The following is a 19,079-nucleotide window of genomic DNA, read 5'->3' as shown; positions in this document are numbered from 1 at the left end:
GCCGCTCAGACCTCGAGGACCTGGCGCTTGTTGTAGGTGCCGCAGCTCGGGCACGCGATGTGCTGGAGCTTCGGCTCCTGGCAACGCTCACACGAAACCAGGGTGGGGACCGCAGCCTTCCACTGCGACCGGCGGTGGCGCGTGTTGCTGCGCGACATCTTCCGCTTCGGAACAGCCACGGCTACTTCTCCTGCTTCTCGGCGGCGCCCTGAACTCCGTCAGAGGCAGTGCCGCTCATGTTGTCCTTCTCGTCGTCCTGATCGGTCACGACGAGTCCCTGCAATGCCGCCCAACGGATGTCGACGGCGTCATGGTGGTGGTCGGGGTCCTCGTTCAGATTGAGCCCGCATTCGGGGCACAGTCCGAGACAGTCCTCCCGGCACACCGGCTGCAGCGGCAGTGCGAGCACCACCACGTCACGCAGCACGGGTTCGAGGTCGAACAAGCCGTCCTCAAGGTGGAGCGTGTCCTCGTCGTCCTCGGCGTCGTCGGCCGGCTCCGCCTTGGAGCGGGTCCGGTCGTCGGCGTCAGGGTACGAGAACATCTCCTGGAAGTCCGCCTTGAGCTCGCGCTCGACGGTCTCCAGACACCTTACGCACTCCCCCACGGCCCGGCCACGAGCGGTGCCTGTGACAAGCACCCCTTCCATGACCGACTCCATGCGGAGGTTGAGCTTCAGCGGGGCGCCTTCCGGCACTCCGATGACTCCGATGAGACCGAAGTCCGCCGGGGTCTCGATCTCGCGGGACAGCCGCTGCATGGCACCAGGACGCCGACCCAGCTCGTGCGTGTCGAACACGAGGGGGTTGCGGTGGTCGAGGCGGGTGTTCAGGGCCGTTCCTGCTTTCACAGATCGCTGAAGATCGAAGAATGCTGCATGTATTCCGCTTGCACGGGCAGCACGGATCGCGGTGCATACGCGCGACCGAAGAGCCAGGATACCCGGCGCTTCGCTCTGAGCCCAATCGGGTCAGCGCCCCTGTTCGTACTGGCGCAGCTGCTCCAAGTCGATCATGCTCGTGTCGAAGAAGCTCGTCTCGTCCAGCGCGGGCTGCCGCGCCTCCTGCGGCTGCTGCTGGACCTGGTGCTGCTGCTGGTAGCCGCCGTACGGGTCCGGCTGCTGCTGGTAGGCCGCGTAGGCGTCGGGCTGCTGCTGGATCCCATAGGGCTGGCCGGCGTACGGGTCCTGGTAGCCGTACGCGTCCTGCTGGTGCTGCGGGTGCTGCGCGTGCTGCTCATAGGGATAGGCGTCGTACTGCGGTACGGGCTGGGCCTGGGCGGGGATCTGCGCGCGCACCGGGTCGGGGCCCGGCTCGGCCAGGCCGGCCAGGAAGTCCGCGTCGCTGGACGGCCGCCCCCCGGCGGCGCCAGCCGCGTCCTGGGCGGCCATGTGCGCGCCGAGGTCGTCGGTCGGCACCCGGCCCAGCAGCTTCTGGCGGCCCCGCCCGACGGCCTCCAGGGTCTTGGCGAGCACGGCCTCGAAGGTCGCGAGCTTGGTGTCCACGTACGCGTCCGCCTGCTGCCGCCGCACGTCGGGGTCGTGGCTGCGCTCCGGGGCGTCCGTGTCGGCGAAGCCCTGCTCGTCCAGACCCGGGCCGCGGCCGAGGAGCTTCTCGCGGCCGCGGTCCACCGAGCCGATCGTCTTGCTGAGGACGACCTCGAAGTTGGCCAGCTTGCTGTCGACGTAGTCGTCCGCCTCGGCGCGGATCTCCTCGGCCTCCCGGCGCGCCTCCGCCAGGATCCGGTCCGCCTCGGCCTGCGAGCGGCGGGCGATCTCCGTGTCCGAGATCAGCGAGCCGCGCTGGGCGTGGGCGGACTCGATGATCCGCTCCGCCTCGCGCCGGGCGTCCTCGACCAGCTGCTCGCGTCCGCCGATCAGCTCACGGGCCTGGGCGAGCGAGCCGGGCAGGGCTTGGCGCACCTCTTCCAGATGGGCGAGGAGCTCCGCGCGGTTGATCACGCAGGAAGCCGACATGGGCATGGACCGGGCGCCGCCGACGGCCGCGACGATCTCGTCGAGCTTCTTCTGTACGTCCATGGGGGCTCGCACTCTCTCTGCCTCGGACGGGTCCTGTGCCGGACGGGACCACTGACGAGACGACTGTAGAGCCACCGGGGGGACGTGCGGCGCGGACCGGGTGAGCCCGGTCCGGCCGCCACCGGGTCACCGCGCGCGCAGCCGCTCGGTCAGCGCCGCGTGCACGTGCGCGGGCAGCAGGTGGGCGACGTCGCCGCCCCAGGTCGCGACCTCCTTGACCAGGGAGGACGACAGGAAGCTGTAGGTGGGGTTGGTCGGCACGAACAGCGTTTCGACGCCCGACAGTCCCATGTTCATCTGGGCCATCTGGAGTTCGTAGTCGAAGTCGCTGACGGCGCGCAGGCCCTTGACGATGGCGGGGATGTCCCGCTGCTTGCAGAAGTCGACGAGCAGCCCGTGGAAGGACTCGACCTCGACGTTGCCGTAGTCGGCGGTGGCCTCGCGGATCATCTCGATCCGCTCCTCGACCGTGAACAGGCCCTTCTTGGACTGGTTGATCATCACGGCGACGTGGACCACGTCGTAGAGCCGGGAGGCCCGGCCGATGATGTCCAGGTGCCCGTTGGTGATGGGGTCGAACGACCCCGGACAGACGGCGCGGCGCAACTGAATTCCCTCGCTCCCCGGTGCGGGCATCATGAAACTTCGCTGGTGAAGGCGGCGCGACCGTACCAAAGGGTGCCCTCGCCGTACTTCCGCGAGCGGAGCGCTTCGAAGCCCTCGGGCCAGGGGAACGCTCCGCTCCTCGTGCTGCGTTCCACGGTGACGAGCGCGTCGTCGGTGAGCCAGCCATTGGACCGGAGTGTGAGCAGGATCTCCCCTAGATCACCGTGCTCGACGGCGTACGGGGGGTCCAGGAAGACCACGTCGTACGGGTCCCCCTGCGCGGGGGCCGCCACGACCTGTTCGGCCTTGCCGGCCCGGAATTCGGCGCCGGGCAGGCCCAGTGCCGCGATGTTGTCCCGGATGGCCCGGGCGGCCTTGGCGTCGGCCTCGACCAGCAGGGTGTGGGCCGCGCCCCGGGAGAGGGCTTCGAGTCCGACGGCGCCGGAGCCGCCGTAGAGGTCGAGCACCCGGGAGCCCCGCACCCCGTGCAGCGACTCCCAGGTGGAGAAGAGCCCTTCGCGCATCCGGTCGGAGGTCGGGCGGGTGCCGGTGCCGGGCGGCACGGTCAGCCGCCGCCCGCCGGCGGTGCCGGCGATCACGCGGGTCATCTGGGGTCCTTCGGTGTTTGGGGGTTCGTACCACGGGCACCCCTATTGTCATCCCTTCTCCAGGTAGCGCTCCCGCTCGGTGTCCAGGAGCGCGTCGAGGGCGGTGCGCAGGCCGGGGAGGTGTTCCAGCTCGGGGTCGGCGGCGACCACCCGGGCGGCTTCCTCACGGGCCTCGGCGATGACCTCCTCGTCCTCGATGACGGCGAGCATGCGCAGCGAGGAGCGCACGCCCGACTGGGCCTGGCCGAGGACGTCGCCCTCGCGGCGCTGTTCCAGGTCGATGCGGGAGAGCGCGAAGCCGTCGAGGGTTTCGGCGACGGCGGCGAGCCGGGCGCGGGCGGGGCTGGCCTCGTGCATCTCGCTGACCAGCAGGCACAGGCCCGGCGCGGAGCCGCGGCCGACGCGGCCGCGGAGCTGGTGGAGCTGGGAGACGCCGAAGCGGTCAGCGTCCATGATCACCATGACCGTGGAGTTGGGGACGTTGACGCCGACCTCGATGACGGTGGTGGCGACGAGCACCTTGACCTCGCCGGCCGCGAAGCGGCGCATGACGTCGTCCTTGTCGGCGGGGTCCATCCGCCCGTGCAGGACTTCGACGCGCAGTCCGGCGAGGGGGCCCCGCGCGAGCTGTTCGGCGATCTCCAGGACGGCGAGCGGGGGGCGCTTGTCGCCATCCTCCTCCGCGGCCTTCTTCTTCTTGGGCTCGTCCTCGCCGTCCCCGATGCGGGGGCAGACGACGTACGCCTGGTGGCCGTTGCCGACCTCCTCTCGGACGCGTTCCCAGGCCCGGGTGAGGAAGTGCGGTTTGTCCTTGGCGGGCACGACGTGGGTGGCGATCGGGGAGCGGCCGGCCGGGAGCTGGTCGAGGACGGAGGTCTCCAGGTCGCCGAAGACGGTCATCGCGACGGTGCGCGGGATCGGGGTGGCCGTCATCACGAGCAGGTGCGGGGGCTGTGTGCCCTTGGAGCGCAGGGCGTCGCGCTGTTCGACGCCGAAGCGGTGCTGTTCGTCGACGACGACCAGGCCGAGGTCGTGGAAGCGGACCTTGTCCTCGATCAGCGCGTGCGTGCCGATGACGATGCCGGCCTCGCCGGTGACCAGGTCGAGCAGGGCCTGGCGGCGAGCGGGCATGCCCATGGAGCCGGTGAGCAGCACCACCTTGGTCCCCTGGTCGGAGCCGCCGAGCAGGCCGCCCTCGGCGAGTTCGCCCATCATCTCGGTGATGGACCGGTGGTGCTGCTGGGCGAGCACTTCGGTGGGGGCGAGCATCGCGGCCTGCCCCCCGCTGTCGACGACGGCGAGCATGGCCCGCAGGGCGACCAGCGTCTTGCCGCTGCCGACCTCGCCCTGGAGGAGGCGGTGCATGGGGTGGCTGGTGGCGAGGTCGTCGAAGATCTCCTTCGAGACGTGCCGCTGGCCTTCGGTGAGGGTGAAGGGGAGCTTGGCGTCGAAGGAGTCCAGGAGGCCGCCGGGGGCGGGGCGGCGGGGGACGGCGGGCAGCTGGGAGTCGGCGTGCCGGCGGCGGGCGAGGGCGACCTGGAGGACGAAGGCCTCGTCCCACTTCAGGCGCCGGCGGGCGTCCTCGATGTCGGCCTTGGTGGCGGGGCGGTGGATCTTGAGGAGGGCCTCGGTGAGCGGGGCCAGGCCGCGGCCCTCGCGCAGGGCGGGCGGCAGCGGGTCGACGGCGTCCTGGGCCCGGGGCAGGACCGCGTCCACGCATTTGGTGATCTTCCAGGACTCCATCTTGGCGCAGGCCGGGTAGATCGGGATGAGCTGGTTGGCGAAGGCCGTCGCCGCGTCCTGGTCGGAGGCGTCCGCGCCGAGGGGTTCGTACGCGGGGTGGGCGAGCTGGAGCTTGCGGTTGAACACGCCGACCTTGCCCGCGAACATGGCGCGGGTGCCGGGCAGCAGGTCCTTGTGCGGTTTGTGGACGCCGGCGCCGAAGAAGACCAGCTGGAGCCGGCCGCTGCCGTCGGTGATGGTGACTTCGAGGCGTTTGCCGCGGCCCCCGTTGAAGGTCAGGATCCGTGCGTCGGCGACCTGGGCGACGACGGTGACGTGCTCGTCGAGCTGGTCGGCGAGGCCGGCCAGCGGGGTCAGCTCACCGCGCTCCGCGTACCGCCGGGGGTAGTGGTGGAGCAGGTCCAGGGCCGTGTGCAGGCTGAGCTGCTCAGCCAGCACCTTGGCGGTGGCGGGGCCGAGGGTCTTCTTGAGGTCTTCGTCGAGCGCGGGCACGTGTTCCATTGCACACCATCGCGCTGACAAGGCCGCCGTCCGACCCCTATTCGACCCCGATCAGGAGCGGCGCCGCGTACCGGCCGCCCCGATAGGTGACGGTGTCGACGGCGAGGTGGGCGTGCTGGACGTACGCCTCCAGGCGGGCGGCGACGGCGTCGGGGACCTCGGGTCCGAGGACGAGGGTGACGAGTTCGCCGCCGGAGCCGAGCATCCGCGCCAGCACCGCCTCGGCGGTCTCGGGCAGGCCGGAGCCGATGACGGCGACGTCGCCGTCGATGAGCCCGAGCACGTCCCCGGCCTGGCAGATGCCCGCCGAGGTGAAGGACTGCCGTTCGGCGACGGCGAGTTCCCCGTAGCGGGTGGCGCCGGCGGCGGCGGTCATGGCGACGACGTCCTCGTCGAAGCTGCCCTCCGGATCGTGCACGGCGAGGGCGGCCAGGCCCTGCACGGCGGAACGGGTCGGGATGACGGCCACCCGTACGCCGTCGGCGCGGGCCTTTTCGGCGGCGGCGACGGCGACCGCGCGCAGTTCGGCGGCCGCGGGCAGCAGGACCACCTCGCGGGCGTGCGCCCGGCGGATCGCGTCGAGCAGTTCGGCGACGGCGGGCGGCTCTCCGGGGCGGGCCGGGACGGCGGTGGCGCCGGCCTCGGCGCACAGCCCGGCCAGCCCCTCCCCGTGGACCACGGCGACGACGGCCCGCTGGACGCGCGGGGCCCGCGCGCGGCGGCGCTCGTCGCCGAAGTGGGTGATGCCAATCCGGTACGGCCGGCCGGCGACGACCCCGGCCTCGACGGCGGCACCGGGGTCGTCGACGTGCACGTGGACGTTCCACAGCCCCTCGCCGCCGACCACCACCAGGGAGTCGCCGAGCCCGTCGAGGCGCGCCCGCAGCTCCCCGACCGCCTCCTCCCCGGCTTCCAGCAGGTAGATCACCTCGTACGCGGGCCCGTCCTGCTCCCGCGCGCACGGCTGCCCCTCGTGCGGTACGGGCCGGGCCCCGCCACGCACCGGTTCGGCGGCGGGCTCCTGCCCGGAGAGCGCCTGCCACAGGGCGCCGAGTACGGCGACCAGCCCGCAGCCCCCCGCGTCGACCACCCCGGCCCGCCCCAGCGCGGCCAGCTGCCCCGGGGTGTCGGCGAGCGCCGTACGGGCCCCGTCGTAGGCGGCGCGGGCCACGTCGGCGGCGGTGGCCGCGGCGGATCCGGCGACGCTCCCGACGGCCGCTCCGGCCCGGGCGGCGGCCCCGGCGACGGTGAGCATGGTGCCCTCGACCGGGTGCGCGACGGCCTGGTAGGCCTCCTCGGCGGCCCGGGTCAGGGCCTGCGCCAGCAGCGGGCCGGACGCCCGGCCGGGGGGCTCGGCGCCCAGGACGTCGGCGACTCCGCGCAGCAGCTGGGCCAGGATCGTCCCGGAGTTCCCGCGGGCGCCTATGAGGGCGCCGTGCGCGTAGGCGCGTACGGCTTCGGAGAGGGTGGGGGCCGGGGCGGCGGGTGTGCCGTCGGTCACCTCGGCGGGCTCTTCGGGGGTGTCACCGAAGGCCGCGGCGAGGGCGCGGTCGGCGGACTCGGCGGTCAGGTAGAGGTTGGTGCCGGTGTCGGCGTCCGCGACCGGGTAGACGTTGATCGCGTCGATGTCCTCGCGGGCCCGGCCCAGTGCGGCCAGGGCCAGCGAGCTCCAGGTGCGCACCGCTTCGGCGTCGAGGGTGTGCGGGCCGGGCTCGTGCGCCACCGGGCGTTCCTCCTTGTGCGGGCCAGGGTTCACCGCAGGGTAACGAAGGCGGGTCCCCGGCTCGGGACCCCGGGGCGGAGGGGGGCCCGGTCATGGTAGTTTTCTTGGACCGAAGCAGTCGTTGTATGCTGCTCAGGTTGCCCGTCGAGAGTCGGGTCATTCATCCGGCAAGCCACTTCAGATCTCTGATTCCGGTGCGCCGGATTTCACTGTAAGTGCATCTGAAGTCTTTGGAGTGACCTGTGGCTGCCAACTGCGACGTTTGCGCCAAGGGGCCGAGCTTCGGCAACAACATCTCCCACTCGCACCGCCGCACCTCGCGTCGCTGGAACCCGAACATCCAGCGCGTCCGTGCCGTGGTCAATGGGACGCCGAAGCGCCTCAACGCCTGCACCTCGTGCATCAAGGCCGGCAAGGTCTCGCGCTGACGCCTCCCGTCGTCGTAGCGCAGCCCTTTCCGGTTGCCAAGAAGGCCGGTTCACCTCTGGTGAACCGGCCTTTTGCCTTGCCGCGATCTTCTGCGGTGATCTTTTACGGTGATCCTCCGCGCTGATCTCTCAGCGCAGGCGCCAGGCGTGGTCGACCGGGCCGATGCCGGCGCCGAGCGAGAAGCCGGCCGCGATGGCGCCGGTGACGTACTCCTTGGCCGCCGTGACCGCCTCCGGTACGGCCAGGCCCCGGGCCAGGCCGGCGGCGATGGCGCTGGCGAGGGTGCAGCCGGTGCCGTGCGTGTGCCGGTTGTCGTGGCGGGGGGCCCGCAGCCACAGTTCCCCGGTGCCGTCGCTCAGCAGGTCCACCGCCTCGTCGCCGTGCTCCGCGAGGTGGCCGCCCTTGATGAGCGCCCACCGGGGCCCGAAGCCGAGGACCGCGTCGGCGGCCCGCCGCATGTCGTCCTCCGTCCGGACGCTCACCCCGGTGAGCTGCGCCACCTCGTCCAGATTCGGCGTGGCCACCGTGGCCCGGGGCAGCAGCTCCCGGCGTACGGCTTCCAGCGCCGAGGCGGCCAGCAGCGCGTCCCCGTGCTTGGAGACCCCCACGGGGTCCACCACGGCCGGGGCGTCGGTGGCGGCCAGCAGTGCGGCGACCGTCTCCACCAGGACGGCGGAGGACAGCATCCCGGTCTTGACGGCCCGTACCCCGATGTCGTCGACGACGGCCCGGTACTGGGCGGTGACGGCCTCGGGCGGCAGCTCCCAGACCCCGCGCACGCCGAGGGAGTTCTGCGCGGTGACGGCGGTGAGCACGCTCATGCCGTGCACCCCGAACGCCATCATCGTCTTGAGGTCGGCCTGGATGCCCGCGCCGCCGCCGGAGTCGGATCCGGCGACGGTCAGGCACGGCACGGGGGCGGCCGCGGCGTTCACCGCGGGTTCTCCTCGTCCGCCGGGCCGTCGCCGAAGTGGTCCCAGCCGCCGGTGCTGGTCCAGGGGGCCCCGTCCACGGTCACCTGGGGCAGCGCGGAGCGGTTCTGGACCTCCCCGATCACCTTCCAGCGGGCCGGGAGCTTCACGTCGGGCGGGAAGGTGGCCACGATGGCGTGGTCCTCGCCGCCGGTGAGCACCCACTGGAGCGGGTCCACGCCGACGGCCTGGCCGATGTCGTGCATCTGCGTGGGGATGTCCACGGCCCCCGAGCGCACGTCGATACGGACCTTGCTGGCCTCGGCGATGTGCCCGAGGTCGGCGATCAGGCCGTCGCTGACGTCGGTCATCGCGGTGGCGCCGAGCCCGGCGGCCGCCGGGCCCGCGTGGTACGGCGGTTCGGGGCGCCGGTGCGCCTCGACGAAGGCCCGCGGGGAGCGGAAGCCGCGCGAGAGCACCGCGAAGCCGGCCGCGGACCAGCCGAGCCAGCCGGTGACCGCCACGACGTCGCCGGGGCGGGCGCCGGAGCGCAGGACCGGTTCGTGGTTGCGCAGGTCGCCGAGGGCGGTGATGGCGACGGTGATGGTGTCGCCGCGCACGACGTCCCCGCCGACCACGGCCGCGCCGGCGACCTGGCATTCGTCGCGGATGCCGTCCATCAGCTCGGTGGGCCAGGTCACGGGCAGTTCCGCCGGGACGACCAGGCCGAGCAGCAGCGCGGTGGGCACCGCGCCCATGGCGGCGATGTCGGCCAGGTTCTGCGCGGCGGCCTTGCGCCCGACGTCGTAGGCGGTGGACCAGTCCCGCCGGAAGTGCCGGCCCTCCAGCAGGATGTCCGTGCTCGCCACGACCCGCCGGTCGGGGGCCGACACGACCGCGGCGTCGTCGCCCGGTCCGAGCCGGACCGCCGGGGTGGTGGTGAGCCGTGAGGTGAGCTCCCGAATGAGCCCGAACTCCCCCAGCTCGCCCACAGTGCCCTTCATCGCTGTGCCCCTTCTTGGCAAGTCCGCTTGCGGTCGCGAGCCGTCACAGCTCTGGGTACCGTCAACAGATACGTCAACTTCTGCTCTCCGTACGCCCCGCTGTACGTGGCGCCGGGCCCGCGGGTCTCCCCGCGGCGCACGGCGACGCGGTACCGTGGCGTCCCTTCTTCCCCGGGCCCGCCCGATCTTCCTGGGCCCACCCGAAGGTTAGGGGAAATGATCCTCGTGGCCGCCCTGGAGGTTCCGTGGTACAGGCGTACATCCTCATCCAGACCGAGGTGGGCAAGGCGTCCTTGGTCGCCGAGTCCATCGGGAAGATCGCGGGGGTGATCCAGGCCGAGGACGTGACGGGTCCGTACGACGTGATCGTGCGCGCCCAGGCCGACACGGTCGACGATCTCGGCCGCATGGTGGTCGCCAAGGTCCAGCAGGTGGAGGGGATCACCCGCACCTTGACCTGCCCCGTGGTCCATCTGTAGCCCCCGTCTACTCTTGGCCGGTGATGTCATTGCACCGCCGGCCGCTGCGTCTAGCCGCCCCGCTGGCCTTCCTGGCCCTCGCGGGCTGCGCCCCGGGGGATTCCGGGACCCGGGTGGAGCCGCCGGCCGCTCCGCCGGCCGATGTCGCCGGGCTCTGTGCGAAGCTGCACGCCGAGCTCCCGGAGACGGTGGCCGGACTGGCGCGGACCGCCACCGAGCCGGTGTCGGACCTGACCGCCGCGTGGGGCGGCTCGGCGATCGTACTGCGGTGCGGTATCCCCAAACCCCGCGAGATGGCCGATCCGAAGCAGGAGGGCGTCGAGGTGAACGGCGTCGGCTGGCTGCTGGAGAAGACGTCCGACGGCGGTTTCCGGTTCACCACCGGGGCGCGGCTGGCATACACGCAGGTCCGGGTCGACAAGGAGCACGCCACGGACGCGGGGATGCTGGTCGCGCTGTCGGCGGCGGTGGCCAAGACGGTGCCCGAGGGCATCTCCTCGTACTGAACCCGCTGAATCCGCTGACCCCGCTGAACCCGGACCCGCTGAACCGGTACCGCTCCCTCCGGTCCGGCCCCGCTCACACCGCCGCCCGTCGGCCACCCCTCACGGGGCGGACGGCGGGCGGTCGGCTGTACGGGGCCGGGCGCGGCTAGCGCAGCCCGGTGGAGCGGCGCAGGGCCGCCTGGATCAGGCGGTCCACCAGCTCCGGGTACTCGATGCCCGACTCCTGCCACATGCGCGGGTACATGGAGATCGGCGTGAAGCCCGGCATCGTGTTGATCTCGTTGATGACGAAGTCGCCGTCCTCGGTGAGGAAGAAGTCGGCGCGCACCAGGCCCTCGCAGGACGCGGCCTCGAAGGCCTCGACCGCGAGCCGCTGCACCTCGGCGGTCTGCTCCGGGGTCAGCGGGGCGGGCACGAGGCCGGACGCCGAGTCGATGTACTTCGCCTCGAAGTCGTAGAAGTCGTGGCTGGAGACCGGCGGGATCTCGGCCGGGACGCTGGCCCGCGGCCCGTCCTCGAACTCCAGCACGCCGCACTCGATCTCGCGGCCGCGCAGCAGCGCCTCCACGATGACCTTCGGGTCGTGGCGGCGGGCCTCCAGGACGGCCGCCTCCAGCCCGGAGGGGTCCTCGACCTTGGTGATGCCGATGGAGGAGCCGGCCCGGGCGGGCTTGATGAACAGCGGCCAGCCGTGCTCACCGGCGAAGTCCAGGACCTTGGCCGTCGCGGCGGCCGGGTCGGCCTCCCACTCGCGGGGGCGGATGGTCACGTACGGGCCGACCTTCAGCCCGAAGGAGGTGAACACCCGCTTCATGTAGTCCTTGTCCTGGCCGACGGCCGAGGCGAGGACGCCCGAGCCGACGTACGGGATCCCGGACAGCTCCAGGAGGCCCTGGAGGGTGCCGTCCTCGCCGTAGGGGCCGTGCAGCACGGGGAAGACGACGTCGACCTCTCCCAGCGCCTTGGGGACGGCGCCCGGCTCGGTGTAGACGACCTCGCGGCTGGCGGGGTCCACGGAGAGCACGACGGTGCCGTCGGCGGACTCCGCGAGCGCTTCCACGTTCGGGAGGGCGCGGTCCGCGATGGCCATGCGCTCGGGCTCGTCGGCGGTCAGCGCCCACCGGCCGTCCGTGGTGATGCCGATGGGCAGCACCTCGTACGTGGCGCGGTCGATGGAGCGCAGTACGGCGCCGGCCGTGACGACCGAGATGGCGTGCTCCGAGCTGCGGCCGCCGAACACGACGGCCACGCGGGGCTTGCGGCCCTGCTGCTCAGGGGTCTGGGGGAGGTTCTCGCTGCTCATATCGCCACGAGGGTACCCGCTCGCACGTCCGGAAAGGACTCAGTGGCGTTCCGGTTTGGCGCTGCGTCCCATCAGTTCCTTCAGAGCGACCAGCGGCGGCTTGCCGTGGTGCACGATGTCGACCACCGTGTCGGTGATCGGCATGTCCACCCCGTAGCGGCCGGCCAGATCCGCCACCGACTGGCAGGACTTGACGCCCTCGGCGGTCTGCCGGGTGACCGCGATCGTCTCCTCCAGGGTCATCCCGCGGCCCAGGTTGGTGCCGAAGGTGTGGTTCCGGGAGAGCGGCGAGGAGCAGGTGGCGACGAGGTCGCCGAGGCCCGCGAGGCCCGCGAAGGTCAGCGGGTCGGCGCCCATGGCCAGGCCCAGACGGGTGGCCTCGGCCAGGCCGCGGGTGATGAGCGAGCCCTTGGTGTTGTCGCCCAGGCCCATGCCGTCCGCGATGCCGACGGCGAGGCCGATGACGTTCTTGACGGCGCCGCCGAGCTCGCAGCCGATGACGTCGGTGCTCGTGTACGGGCGGAAGTACGGGGTGTGGCAGGCGGCCTGGAGGCGCCGGGCCACGGCCTCGTCCACACAGGCGACGACGGAGGCGGCGGGCTGCCGGTCGACGATCTCGCGGGCCAGGTTGGGGCCGGTGACGACGGCGACGCGCTCGGCGGGGACCTTGGCCACCTCCTCGATGACCTCGCTCATCCGCTTGGCGGTGCCGAGTTCGATGCCCTTCATCAGGGAGACGAGCACGGCGCTCTCGGGCAGCAGCGGGGCCCAGGCGGCGAGGTTGGCGCGCAGGGTCTGCGAGGGGATGGCCAGGACGGCGAAGTCGGCGTCCCGGGCGGCCTCGGCCGCGTCCGTGGTGGCCCGCAGGTTCGGGGGCAGTTCGACGCCGGGGAAGTAGTCCGGGTTCGTCCGGCCGGTGTTGACGGCGTCGGCGATCTCCTGGCGGCGGCCCCACAGGGTCACCTCGCAGCCGGCGTCGGCGAGCACCATGCCGAAGGCCGTGCCCCAGGAGCCGGTTCCGAAGACGGCCGCCTTCACGGGACGTGTCACTTGTCGCCCTTCCCCGCGGCGTCACGCCGCTGCTGCGCCCTGGCCTTGCGGTGGTCGTACGGCTGCGCGGGCGCGCTCTGCCCGCGCAGCTCTTCCAGGAGCTTGGTGATGTCGGCCATGATGGCCTCGGTGGCCCCCCTGAGGACCTCCGGGGTGGGTTCCCGGTCGTAGTACGCCGAAAGGTCCACGGGCGGTCCCGCGAGCACCTGGAGGGTCTTGCGCGGGAACAGCCGGACCTTGTTCTCCTTGGCGTAGGGCGGCATCGCGAGATTCGCGCCCCACTGGGCCACCGGAATGACGGGGGCCTTGGTGATCAGGGCCACCCGGGCGGCGCCGCTCTTGCCGGCCATCGGCCACATCTCGGGATCGCGGGTGAGCGTGCCCTCCGGGTAAAAGGCCACGCATTCGCCGCGCTCGATGGCGTCGACGGCCGCCCGGAATGCGTCCAGGGCGTTGGTGGTCTCCCGGTAGACGGGGATCTGGCCGGAGCCGCGCAGGATCATGCCCACGAAAGGGACCTTGAAGAGGCCGGCCTTGGCGAGCAATCGGGGCACCCGGCCGGTGTTGTACTGGAAGTGCGCGTAGGAGAGCGGGTCCAGATACGAGTTGTGATTGACGGCGGTGATGAATCCGCCGTCGGCCGGAATGTGCTCCATTCCCCGCCAGTCCCGCTTGAAGAGCACTACCAGCGGCGGTTTTGCGATGACCGCCGCCAGGCGGTACCAGAAGCCGATTCTGCGGCGGGACACTCGGACACCTTCCTCTAGGACCGGTACGTGGCTTGGGCACCTTGTCGGCCGGACAAGTCTCGCCCCGGGCCCGGTCTCTGTCGAGGACACCGTACGCCCCGCCCGGACCGGTGGGCCTCCCCGCGGCCGCTCTCCGGCGACAATGGGCCGACCGGGGGCCGGGCCGCGGCCCGCCGGAGGCCGGGGCGGGTGCGCGAGCGCACCGGAGGGAAGGGGTCCGTCACGAACGCCGTCTGGAGTCTCGTGGTGCCGCTGAAGCCCTTGGCGCTGGCCAAGAGCCGTCTCGCGGCGGCCGTCGGCGCCTCCCGCGCGGGGCTGGCGCTGGCCTTCGCCCAGGACACCGTGGCGGGGGCGCTGGCCTGCGCCTCGGTCGCGGATGTGGTGGTCGTCACGGACGACGCCGTGGCCGGTCCGGAACTCGCCAGGCTGGGCGCACGGATCCTTCCCGACCTCCCGGGCGCCGGACTCAACGCCGCGCTGGACCACGGCGCCCGGACGGTCCGCGCCGGCCGGCCGCGGTCCCCCGTCGCGGCGGTGAACGCGGATCTGCCCGCGCTGCGTCCGCCGGAATTGCTACGCGTGCTCGATGGCGCCGCCGCATTTCCCCGGGCATTCCTGGCGGACGCGGCGGGAATCGGAACGACCCTGCTTTCCGCCGGCCCCGGCGCGGAATTGGCACCCGCGTTCGGCGGCCCGTCGCGGGCCCGCCATTCGGCCTCGGGGGCGGTGGAGATCGCACTGGCGGACGTCGACTCCGTACGCCGGGACGTGGACACCGCGGCTGACCTGCGGACGGCCCTGGCCCTCGGCGTGGGGCGGCACACGGCCCGATACAGTGCCCGTATGCAGGCGACCGCGTACACGTACGACTCCCGGACCCGCAGCGGCAGCGTGCTGCTGGACGACGGCACCCCGGTGCCCTTCGAGGCGGCCGCCTTCGACGCGGGCGGCCTGCTGCTGCTGCGCCCCGGCCAGCGGGTGCGCGTGGAGACGGCCGGCGAGGGCCCGGCCCTGCGCATCACCCTGGTCACCCTGCAGACGTTCTGACCTGCGCGGACCCCGGGAATCGGGCTCCTGGGCGACGCACCGCGGGCCGGCTTCCCCCACGGGGGAAGCCGGCCCGGCGTGTGTGACTCGTGCCCCTTACTTCTTGCGGGCGGTGGTCTTCTTCGCGGTGGTCTTGCGCGCCGTCGCCTTCTTCGTGGCGGGCGCCTTCGTCGCCGGGGTCGCCTTCTTGGCCGCCGGGGCGGTCTTCTTGGCGGTGGCGGTGGCCTTCTTCGCCGGGGTCGCCTTGACCGCGGTGGTCTTCTTGGCGGCCGGGGAGGCCTTCTTCGCCGTCGCGGTCGTCTTCTTGGCGGTCGCGGTGGTCTTCTTGGCCGTGGTCTTCTTCGCGGCCGGCGTGGCCTTCTTCGCGACAGCCGTCTTCGCCGCCGCCTTCTTGGCGGTGGTGGCCTTCTTGGCCGCGGCCTTCTTGACCGTCGCGGACATGGTGGCACCGCCCGACAGGCTGCCCTTCGGCGCCTTCTTCACGGACACCTCGCCACCCTTGGGGAGCTTCTTGGTGCCGCTGACCAGGTCCTTGAAGCCCTGGCCCGCGCGGAAGCGGGGAACCGAGGTCTTCTTGACCCGGACGCGCTCACCCGTCTGCGGGTTACGGGCGTACCGGGCCGGACGCTCGACCTTCTCGAACGAGCCGAAGCCCGTGACCGAGACCCGGTCGCCCGCGACGACCGCGCGGACGATCGCGTCGAGTACCGCGTCGACGGCGTCCGCGGCCTGCTGGCGGCCGCCAACCTTGTCGGCAATCGCTTCTACGAGCTGCGCCTTGTTCACGTCTTCCCCTTCGGAGACTTCGCCAGAACGAATGTGTTCAAGCTTATTTCGCACGTTAGGCGGATATATACCGCAAATCAAACACGAAACGGGCTAATCACCCTAGTGCCGCAACGTTGTAGGCCGTTACGGAGTTCCTTCGCATCAGTCGCCTTCAGGGAATCGACCCTCGTCGAGGTCCTTCATCAACCTGTCCAGGCGCCTTGCCGCATCGGCGAGATCATGCTTCGCCGCGGCGGTGACGACCAACAGCTTCCGGGACAGCGCCATCCTTACGCCCTCCGGGACTTGCAGTGAGCGCACCCTTGTGTGTGCTTCTTTCAACCGGTCCGCGACGAGTTCGTAGAGCTTGAGTTGACTGTCGCCTTCCATGCACAGATTGTGCCATCTGGGGCGAGTTGTCGCCTCACGGGGCCTCAACATACGGCTGTGCCCCCCGCCGGAAGGCGGGGGGCACAGTGTTGCCGACGTGATCACCCGAAGGCGAATAAGCGCTGATCAGGCAGGAATCAGGCCCGAATCGTGCGCGGCTTGAAGGCCGGGCGGGTGCTTTCGTAAGCGTCGATGTCCGCTTCGTTCTGAAGGGTGAGCGAGATGTCGTCCAGCCCCTCCAGCAGACGCCAGCGCGCGTTGTCGTCGAGTTCGAACTCCGCCTCGACGCCTTCGGCTCGGACCTTTCGGTCCACGAGGTCGACGGTGATCTCGGCGGTGGGGTCGGCCTCGGTCAGCTCCCAGAGCCGGTCGACGGTCTCCTGCGGCAGGACGACGGTCAGCAGACCGTTCTTCAGCGAGTTGCCGCGGAAGATGTCGGCGAAGCGGGCGGAGATGACCGTCTTGAAGCCGAAGTTCTGCAGGGCCCAGACGGCGTGCTCGCGCGAGGAGCCCGTACCGAAGTCGGGGCCCGCGACCAGCACGGTGGCGCCCGCCCGCTCGGGGCGGTTCGTCACGAACTCCGGGTCCTTGCGCCAGGCCTCGAAGAGCCCGTCCTCGAACCCGTCACGGGTGATCTTCTTCAGCCAGTGGGCCGGGATGATCTGGTCGGTGTCGACGTTGCCGCGGCGCAGCGGGACGGCACGGCCGGTGTGGGTGGTGAAGGCTTCCATGGTTCTCAGACTCCGGCGTTCACGGGGGCTTCGGACAGGTCGGCGGGCGAGGCCAGATGGCCCAGTACCGCCGTGGCGGCGGCCACCTGCGGGGAGACCAGGTGGGTCCGTCCGCCCTTGCCCTGCCGGCCCTCGAAGTTGCGGTTGGAGGTGGACGCGGAACGCTCACCGGGCGCCAGTTGGTCGGGGTTCATGCCCAGGCACATCGAGCAGCCCGCGTGCCGCCATTCGGCGCCGGCCTCCTTGAACACCTTGTCCAGGCCCTCTTCCACGGCCTGGAGGGCGACCCGGACGGAGCCCGGGACGACCAGCATCCGTACGCCCTCGGCGACTTTGCGGCCCTCGATGATCCCGGCGACGGCCCGCAGGTCCTCGATGCGGCCATTGGTGCAGGAACCTACGAAGACGGTGTCGACGCGGATGTCCCGCAGCGGCTGCCCGGCGGTCAACCCCATGTACTCCAGGGCCTTTTCGGCGGCCAGGCGCTCCGAAGCGTCCTCGTACGAAGCCGGGTCGGGGACGTGCGAGGACAGCGGCGCGCCCTGGCCCGGGTTGGTGCCCCAGGTGACGAACGGGGCCAGCGTGGTGGCGTCGATGACGACCTCGGCGTCGAAGACCGCGTCGTCGTCGGTGCGCAGCGTCCGCCAGTACGCGACGGCCGCGTCCCAGTCGTCACCGGCCGGGGCGTGGTCGCGGCCCTGGAGGTAGTCGAAGGTGGTCTGGTCGGGGGCGATCATGCCCGCTCGGGCGCCGGCCTCGATCGACATGTTGCAGATGGTCATGCGGGCTTCCATCGAGAGCTTCTCGATGGCCTCGCCGCGGTATTCCAGGATGTAGCCCTGGCCGCCGCCGGTGCCGATCCGGGCGATGATCGCCAGGATCAGGTCCTTGGCGGTGACGCCCTCGGCCAGCTCCCCGGTGACGGTGATCGCCATCGTCCTGGGGCGGGCCAGCGGGAGGGTCTGGGTGGCCAGCACGTGCTCGACCTGGCTGGTGCCGATGCCGAAGGCCAGCGCGCCGAAGGCACCGTGCGTGGAGGTGTGGGAGTCGCCGCAGACCACGGTGGTGCCCGGCTGGGTCAGGCCCAGCTGGGGGCCCACGACGTGGACGACGCCCTGCTCGACGTCGCCCAGCGAGTGCAGGCGCACCCCGAACTCCGCGCAGTTCCCCCGCAGCGTCTCCAGCTGGGCCCGGGAGACCGGGTCCGCGATCGGCTTGTCGATGTCGATGGTGGGGGTGTTGTGGTCCTCGGTCGCGATGGTGAGGTCGAGGCGTCGGACCTTGCGACCGGCCTGGCGCAGCCCCTCGAAGGCCTGCGGGCTGGTCACCTCGTGCAGCAGGTGGAGATCAATGAAGAGGAGATCGGGCTCGCCCTCGGCGCGCCGGACGACATGGTCGTCCCAGACCTTCTCCGCGAGTGTCCTACCCATCGCTTTCCCTCCGGCTCACCGTCCCGGACCCAGTGGTTCGTGGACCCGTACATACAGACTCGCTGCTTCTTGGAAAAATTGAACTTGCGTTTCACAGTGTGAGACGTGAATATCGTTTCATGGACAACTCTAGCGGCGTCGGCGTTCTCGACAAGGCAGCTCTGGTATTGAGCGCACTGGAGTCCGGTCCGGCCACCCTCGCCGGGCTGGTCGCGGCGACAGGGCTCGCACGACCCACGGCACATCGCCTCGCCGTGGCACTGGAACACCACCGGATGGTGGCGAGGGACATGCAGGGCCGGTTCATCCTCGGCCCGCGGCTGGCAGAGCTTGCCGCCGCGGCCGGCGAGGACCGCCTGCTCGCGACGGCCGGACCGGTGCTCACCCACCTCCGAGACGTGACGGGCGAGAGCGCGCAGCTCTACCGTCGCCAGGGCGACATGCGCATCTGCGTGGCGGCCGCCGAGCGGCTGTCGGGCCTGCGGGACACCGTCCCGGTGGGCTCCACGCTCCCGATGAAGGCCGGCTCGGCCGCGCAGATCCTGATGGCCTGGGAGGAGCCCGAGCGGCTCCACCGCGGCCTGCAGGGCGCGCGCTTCACGGCCACGGCCCTGTCCGGCGTACGGCGCCGCGGCTGGGCCCAGTCGATCGGCGAGCGGGAGCCCGGCGTGGCCTCCGTCTCGGCGCCGGTGCGCGGGCCGTCGAACCGCGTGGTGGCCTCCGTATCGGTCTCCGGGCCGATCGAGCGGCTGACCCGGCACCCGGGGCGCATGCACGCCCAGGCCGTCATCGACGCGGCCGCCCGGCTGACGGAGGCGCTGCGCCGCTCCGGCTGAGCCCTCCCCCGCCGACCTCCCGCCATCCCCCCGGGCCCGGGGGCGCGAACGACGCCGCACACGTCCTGACTCGCGCCCCCGGGCCCGTACTTGTACGGGCCGCCCGGCGGGCGAGCGTCCGGACACAGCGAAGAGGCCCTCCGCGATGTCTCGCGGAGGGCCTCTCCTGTGCGTACCCCCGACCGGATTCGAACCGGCGCTACCGCCTTGAGAGGGCGGCGTGCTAG

General features: G+C 71.8%; 19 protein-coding genes, 1 tRNA gene and 2 pseudogenes (1 of these 22 only partly in view). 5 read left to right on the top strand and 17 right to left on the bottom strand.

Annotated features, from left to right (window positions below; translation table 11 throughout):
• Positions 1-5 precede the first annotated feature (5 nt).
• The 7 genes and pseudogenes from rpmF to ACZ6ZT_RS25510 form a co-directional block, all read right to left on the bottom strand.
• Complete coding sequence (gene rpmF, locus ACZ6ZT_RS25540; RefSeq protein ID WP_003965982.1) at positions 6-179, bottom strand: 50S ribosomal protein L32; 174 nt, start codon at positions 177-179, stop codon at positions 6-8.
• Positions 180-181: 2 nt separating this feature from the next.
• Entirely contained in the window at positions 182-850 is a 669-nt protein-coding gene (locus ACZ6ZT_RS25535; RefSeq protein WP_469722232.1) for a YceD family protein, read from the bottom strand.
• A gap of 120 nt (positions 851-970) precedes the next feature.
• Positions 971-2,038, bottom strand: coding sequence for a DivIVA domain-containing protein (locus tag ACZ6ZT_RS25530; protein ID WP_469722231.1), 1,068 nt, complete (start codon positions 2,036-2,038; stop codon positions 971-973).
• 126 nt (positions 2,039-2,164) lie between these two features.
• The gene (gene coaD / locus ACZ6ZT_RS25525) at positions 2,165-2,644 is read right to left on the bottom strand and encodes a pantetheine-phosphate adenylyltransferase (protein ID WP_469722230.1); all 480 of its coding nucleotides are present in this window, start codon (positions 2,642-2,644) and stop codon (positions 2,165-2,167) included.
• A 29-nt stretch (positions 2,645-2,673) separates the two neighbouring features.
• Positions 2,674-3,261 (bottom strand): annotated as a pseudogene (rsmD, locus tag ACZ6ZT_RS25520) (16S rRNA (guanine(966)-N(2))-methyltransferase RsmD); the annotation flags it as partial.
• A 39-nt stretch (positions 3,262-3,300) separates the two neighbouring features.
• Positions 3,301-5,496, bottom strand: a complete 2,196-nt coding sequence (gene recG / locus ACZ6ZT_RS25515; RefSeq protein ID WP_469722228.1) for an ATP-dependent DNA helicase RecG — start codon at positions 5,494-5,496, stop codon at positions 3,301-3,303.
• A gap of 37 nt (positions 5,497-5,533) precedes the next feature.
• Positions 5,534-7,219 (bottom strand): DAK2 domain-containing protein, encoded by a 1,686-nt coding sequence (locus tag ACZ6ZT_RS25510; protein WP_469722227.1) that lies wholly within the window; start codon positions 7,217-7,219, stop codon positions 5,534-5,536.
• A 242-nt stretch (positions 7,220-7,461) separates the two neighbouring features.
• Between ACZ6ZT_RS25510 and rpmB the strand changes: the two genes are divergently transcribed.
• Positions 7,462-7,647 (top strand): 50S ribosomal protein L28, encoded by a 186-nt coding sequence (gene rpmB, locus ACZ6ZT_RS25505; protein WP_007266795.1) that lies wholly within the window; start codon positions 7,462-7,464, stop codon positions 7,645-7,647.
• Between the two features lie 129 nt (positions 7,648-7,776).
• On the opposite strand, the gene thiD is transcribed toward rpmB, so the two are convergent.
• Positions 7,777-8,583: a bifunctional hydroxymethylpyrimidine kinase/phosphomethylpyrimidine kinase gene (gene thiD, locus ACZ6ZT_RS25500; protein WP_469722226.1), complete on the bottom strand. Its 807-nt coding sequence runs from the start codon at positions 8,581-8,583 to the stop codon at positions 7,777-7,779.
• Complete coding sequence (locus tag ACZ6ZT_RS25495) at positions 8,580-9,563, bottom strand: thiamine-phosphate kinase (protein ID WP_469722225.1); 984 nt, start codon at positions 9,561-9,563, stop codon at positions 8,580-8,582. Before ACZ6ZT_RS25495 ends, thiD begins: the two co-directional genes overlap by 4 nt.
• 245 nt (positions 9,564-9,808) lie before the next feature.
• On the opposite strand from ACZ6ZT_RS25495, the gene ACZ6ZT_RS25490 reads away from it, so the two are divergent.
• The gene (locus ACZ6ZT_RS25490; protein WP_266573747.1) at positions 9,809-10,042 is read left to right on the top strand and encodes an Lrp/AsnC ligand binding domain-containing protein; all 234 of its coding nucleotides are present in this window, start codon (positions 9,809-9,811) and stop codon (positions 10,040-10,042) included.
• Positions 10,043-10,065: 23 nt separating this feature from the next.
• Positions 10,066-10,548 carry a DUF3515 domain-containing protein gene (locus ACZ6ZT_RS25485; protein WP_469722224.1) on the top strand — a complete coding sequence of 161 codons (483 nt, stop codon included), beginning with the start codon at positions 10,066-10,068 and terminating at the stop codon, positions 10,546-10,548.
• Between the two features lie 145 nt (positions 10,549-10,693).
• On the opposite strand, the gene ACZ6ZT_RS25480 is transcribed toward ACZ6ZT_RS25485, so the two are convergent.
• Genes ACZ6ZT_RS25480 through ACZ6ZT_RS25470 form a run of 3 tightly spaced genes read right to left on the bottom strand, consistent with a single transcriptional unit; the run spans position 10,694 to position 13,650 of the window.
• Entirely contained in the window at positions 10,694-11,851 is a 1,158-nt protein-coding gene (locus ACZ6ZT_RS25480; protein WP_469722223.1) for a D-alanine--D-alanine ligase family protein, read from the bottom strand.
• A gap of 39 nt (positions 11,852-11,890) precedes the next feature.
• Positions 11,891-12,901, bottom strand: coding sequence for an NAD(P)H-dependent glycerol-3-phosphate dehydrogenase (locus ACZ6ZT_RS25475; RefSeq protein WP_469722222.1), 1,011 nt, complete (start codon positions 12,899-12,901; stop codon positions 11,891-11,893).
• Positions 12,898-13,650 (bottom strand): lysophospholipid acyltransferase family protein, encoded by a 753-nt coding sequence (locus ACZ6ZT_RS25470; RefSeq protein ID WP_469722220.1) that lies wholly within the window; start codon positions 13,648-13,650, stop codon positions 12,898-12,900. The genes ACZ6ZT_RS25475 and ACZ6ZT_RS25470 overlap by 4 nt, the downstream gene beginning before the upstream one ends.
• A gap of 189 nt (positions 13,651-13,839) precedes the next feature.
• On the opposite strand from ACZ6ZT_RS25470, the pseudogene cofC reads away from it, so the two are divergent.
• A pseudogene (gene cofC, locus ACZ6ZT_RS25465) lies at positions 13,840-14,490 on the top strand (2-phospho-L-lactate guanylyltransferase); the annotation flags it as partial.
• A 303-nt stretch (positions 14,491-14,793) separates the two neighbouring features.
• Here the strand turns inward: cofC and ACZ6ZT_RS25460 are convergent.
• The 4 genes from ACZ6ZT_RS25460 to leuC form a co-directional block, all read right to left on the bottom strand.
• Positions 14,794-15,483 (bottom strand): HU family DNA-binding protein, encoded by a 690-nt coding sequence (locus tag ACZ6ZT_RS25460; RefSeq protein WP_469722219.1) that lies wholly within the window; start codon positions 15,481-15,483, stop codon positions 14,794-14,796.
• A 144-nt stretch (positions 15,484-15,627) separates the two neighbouring features.
• Positions 15,628-15,855: an SCO5555 family protein gene (locus tag ACZ6ZT_RS25455; RefSeq protein ID WP_469722218.1), complete on the bottom strand. Its 228-nt coding sequence runs from the start codon at positions 15,853-15,855 to the stop codon at positions 15,628-15,630.
• A gap of 137 nt (positions 15,856-15,992) precedes the next feature.
• Positions 15,993-16,586, bottom strand: a complete 594-nt coding sequence (leuD, locus tag ACZ6ZT_RS25450) for a 3-isopropylmalate dehydratase small subunit (protein ID WP_469722217.1) — start codon at positions 16,584-16,586, stop codon at positions 15,993-15,995.
• Between the two features lie 5 nt (positions 16,587-16,591).
• Complete coding sequence (leuC, locus tag ACZ6ZT_RS25445) at positions 16,592-18,016, bottom strand: 3-isopropylmalate dehydratase large subunit (protein WP_469722216.1); 1,425 nt, start codon at positions 18,014-18,016, stop codon at positions 16,592-16,594.
• A gap of 119 nt (positions 18,017-18,135) precedes the next feature.
• Between leuC and ndgR the strand changes: the two genes are divergently transcribed.
• Complete coding sequence (ndgR, locus tag ACZ6ZT_RS25440; protein WP_007266782.1) at positions 18,136-18,852, top strand: IclR family transcriptional regulator NdgR; 717 nt, start codon at positions 18,136-18,138, stop codon at positions 18,850-18,852.
• A gap of 176 nt (positions 18,853-19,028) precedes the next feature.
• Here the strand turns inward: ndgR and ACZ6ZT_RS25435 are convergent.
• Positions 19,029-19,079: transfer RNA gene (locus tag ACZ6ZT_RS25435), tRNA-Glu, on the bottom strand (it continues 147 nt past the right edge of the window).

The organism is Streptomyces sp. NPDC102258 (assembly GCF_055584685.1).
The sequence above is the reverse complement of the archived record's forward strand: the minus strand, read 5'-3'. Positions and strand labels throughout refer to the sequence as shown.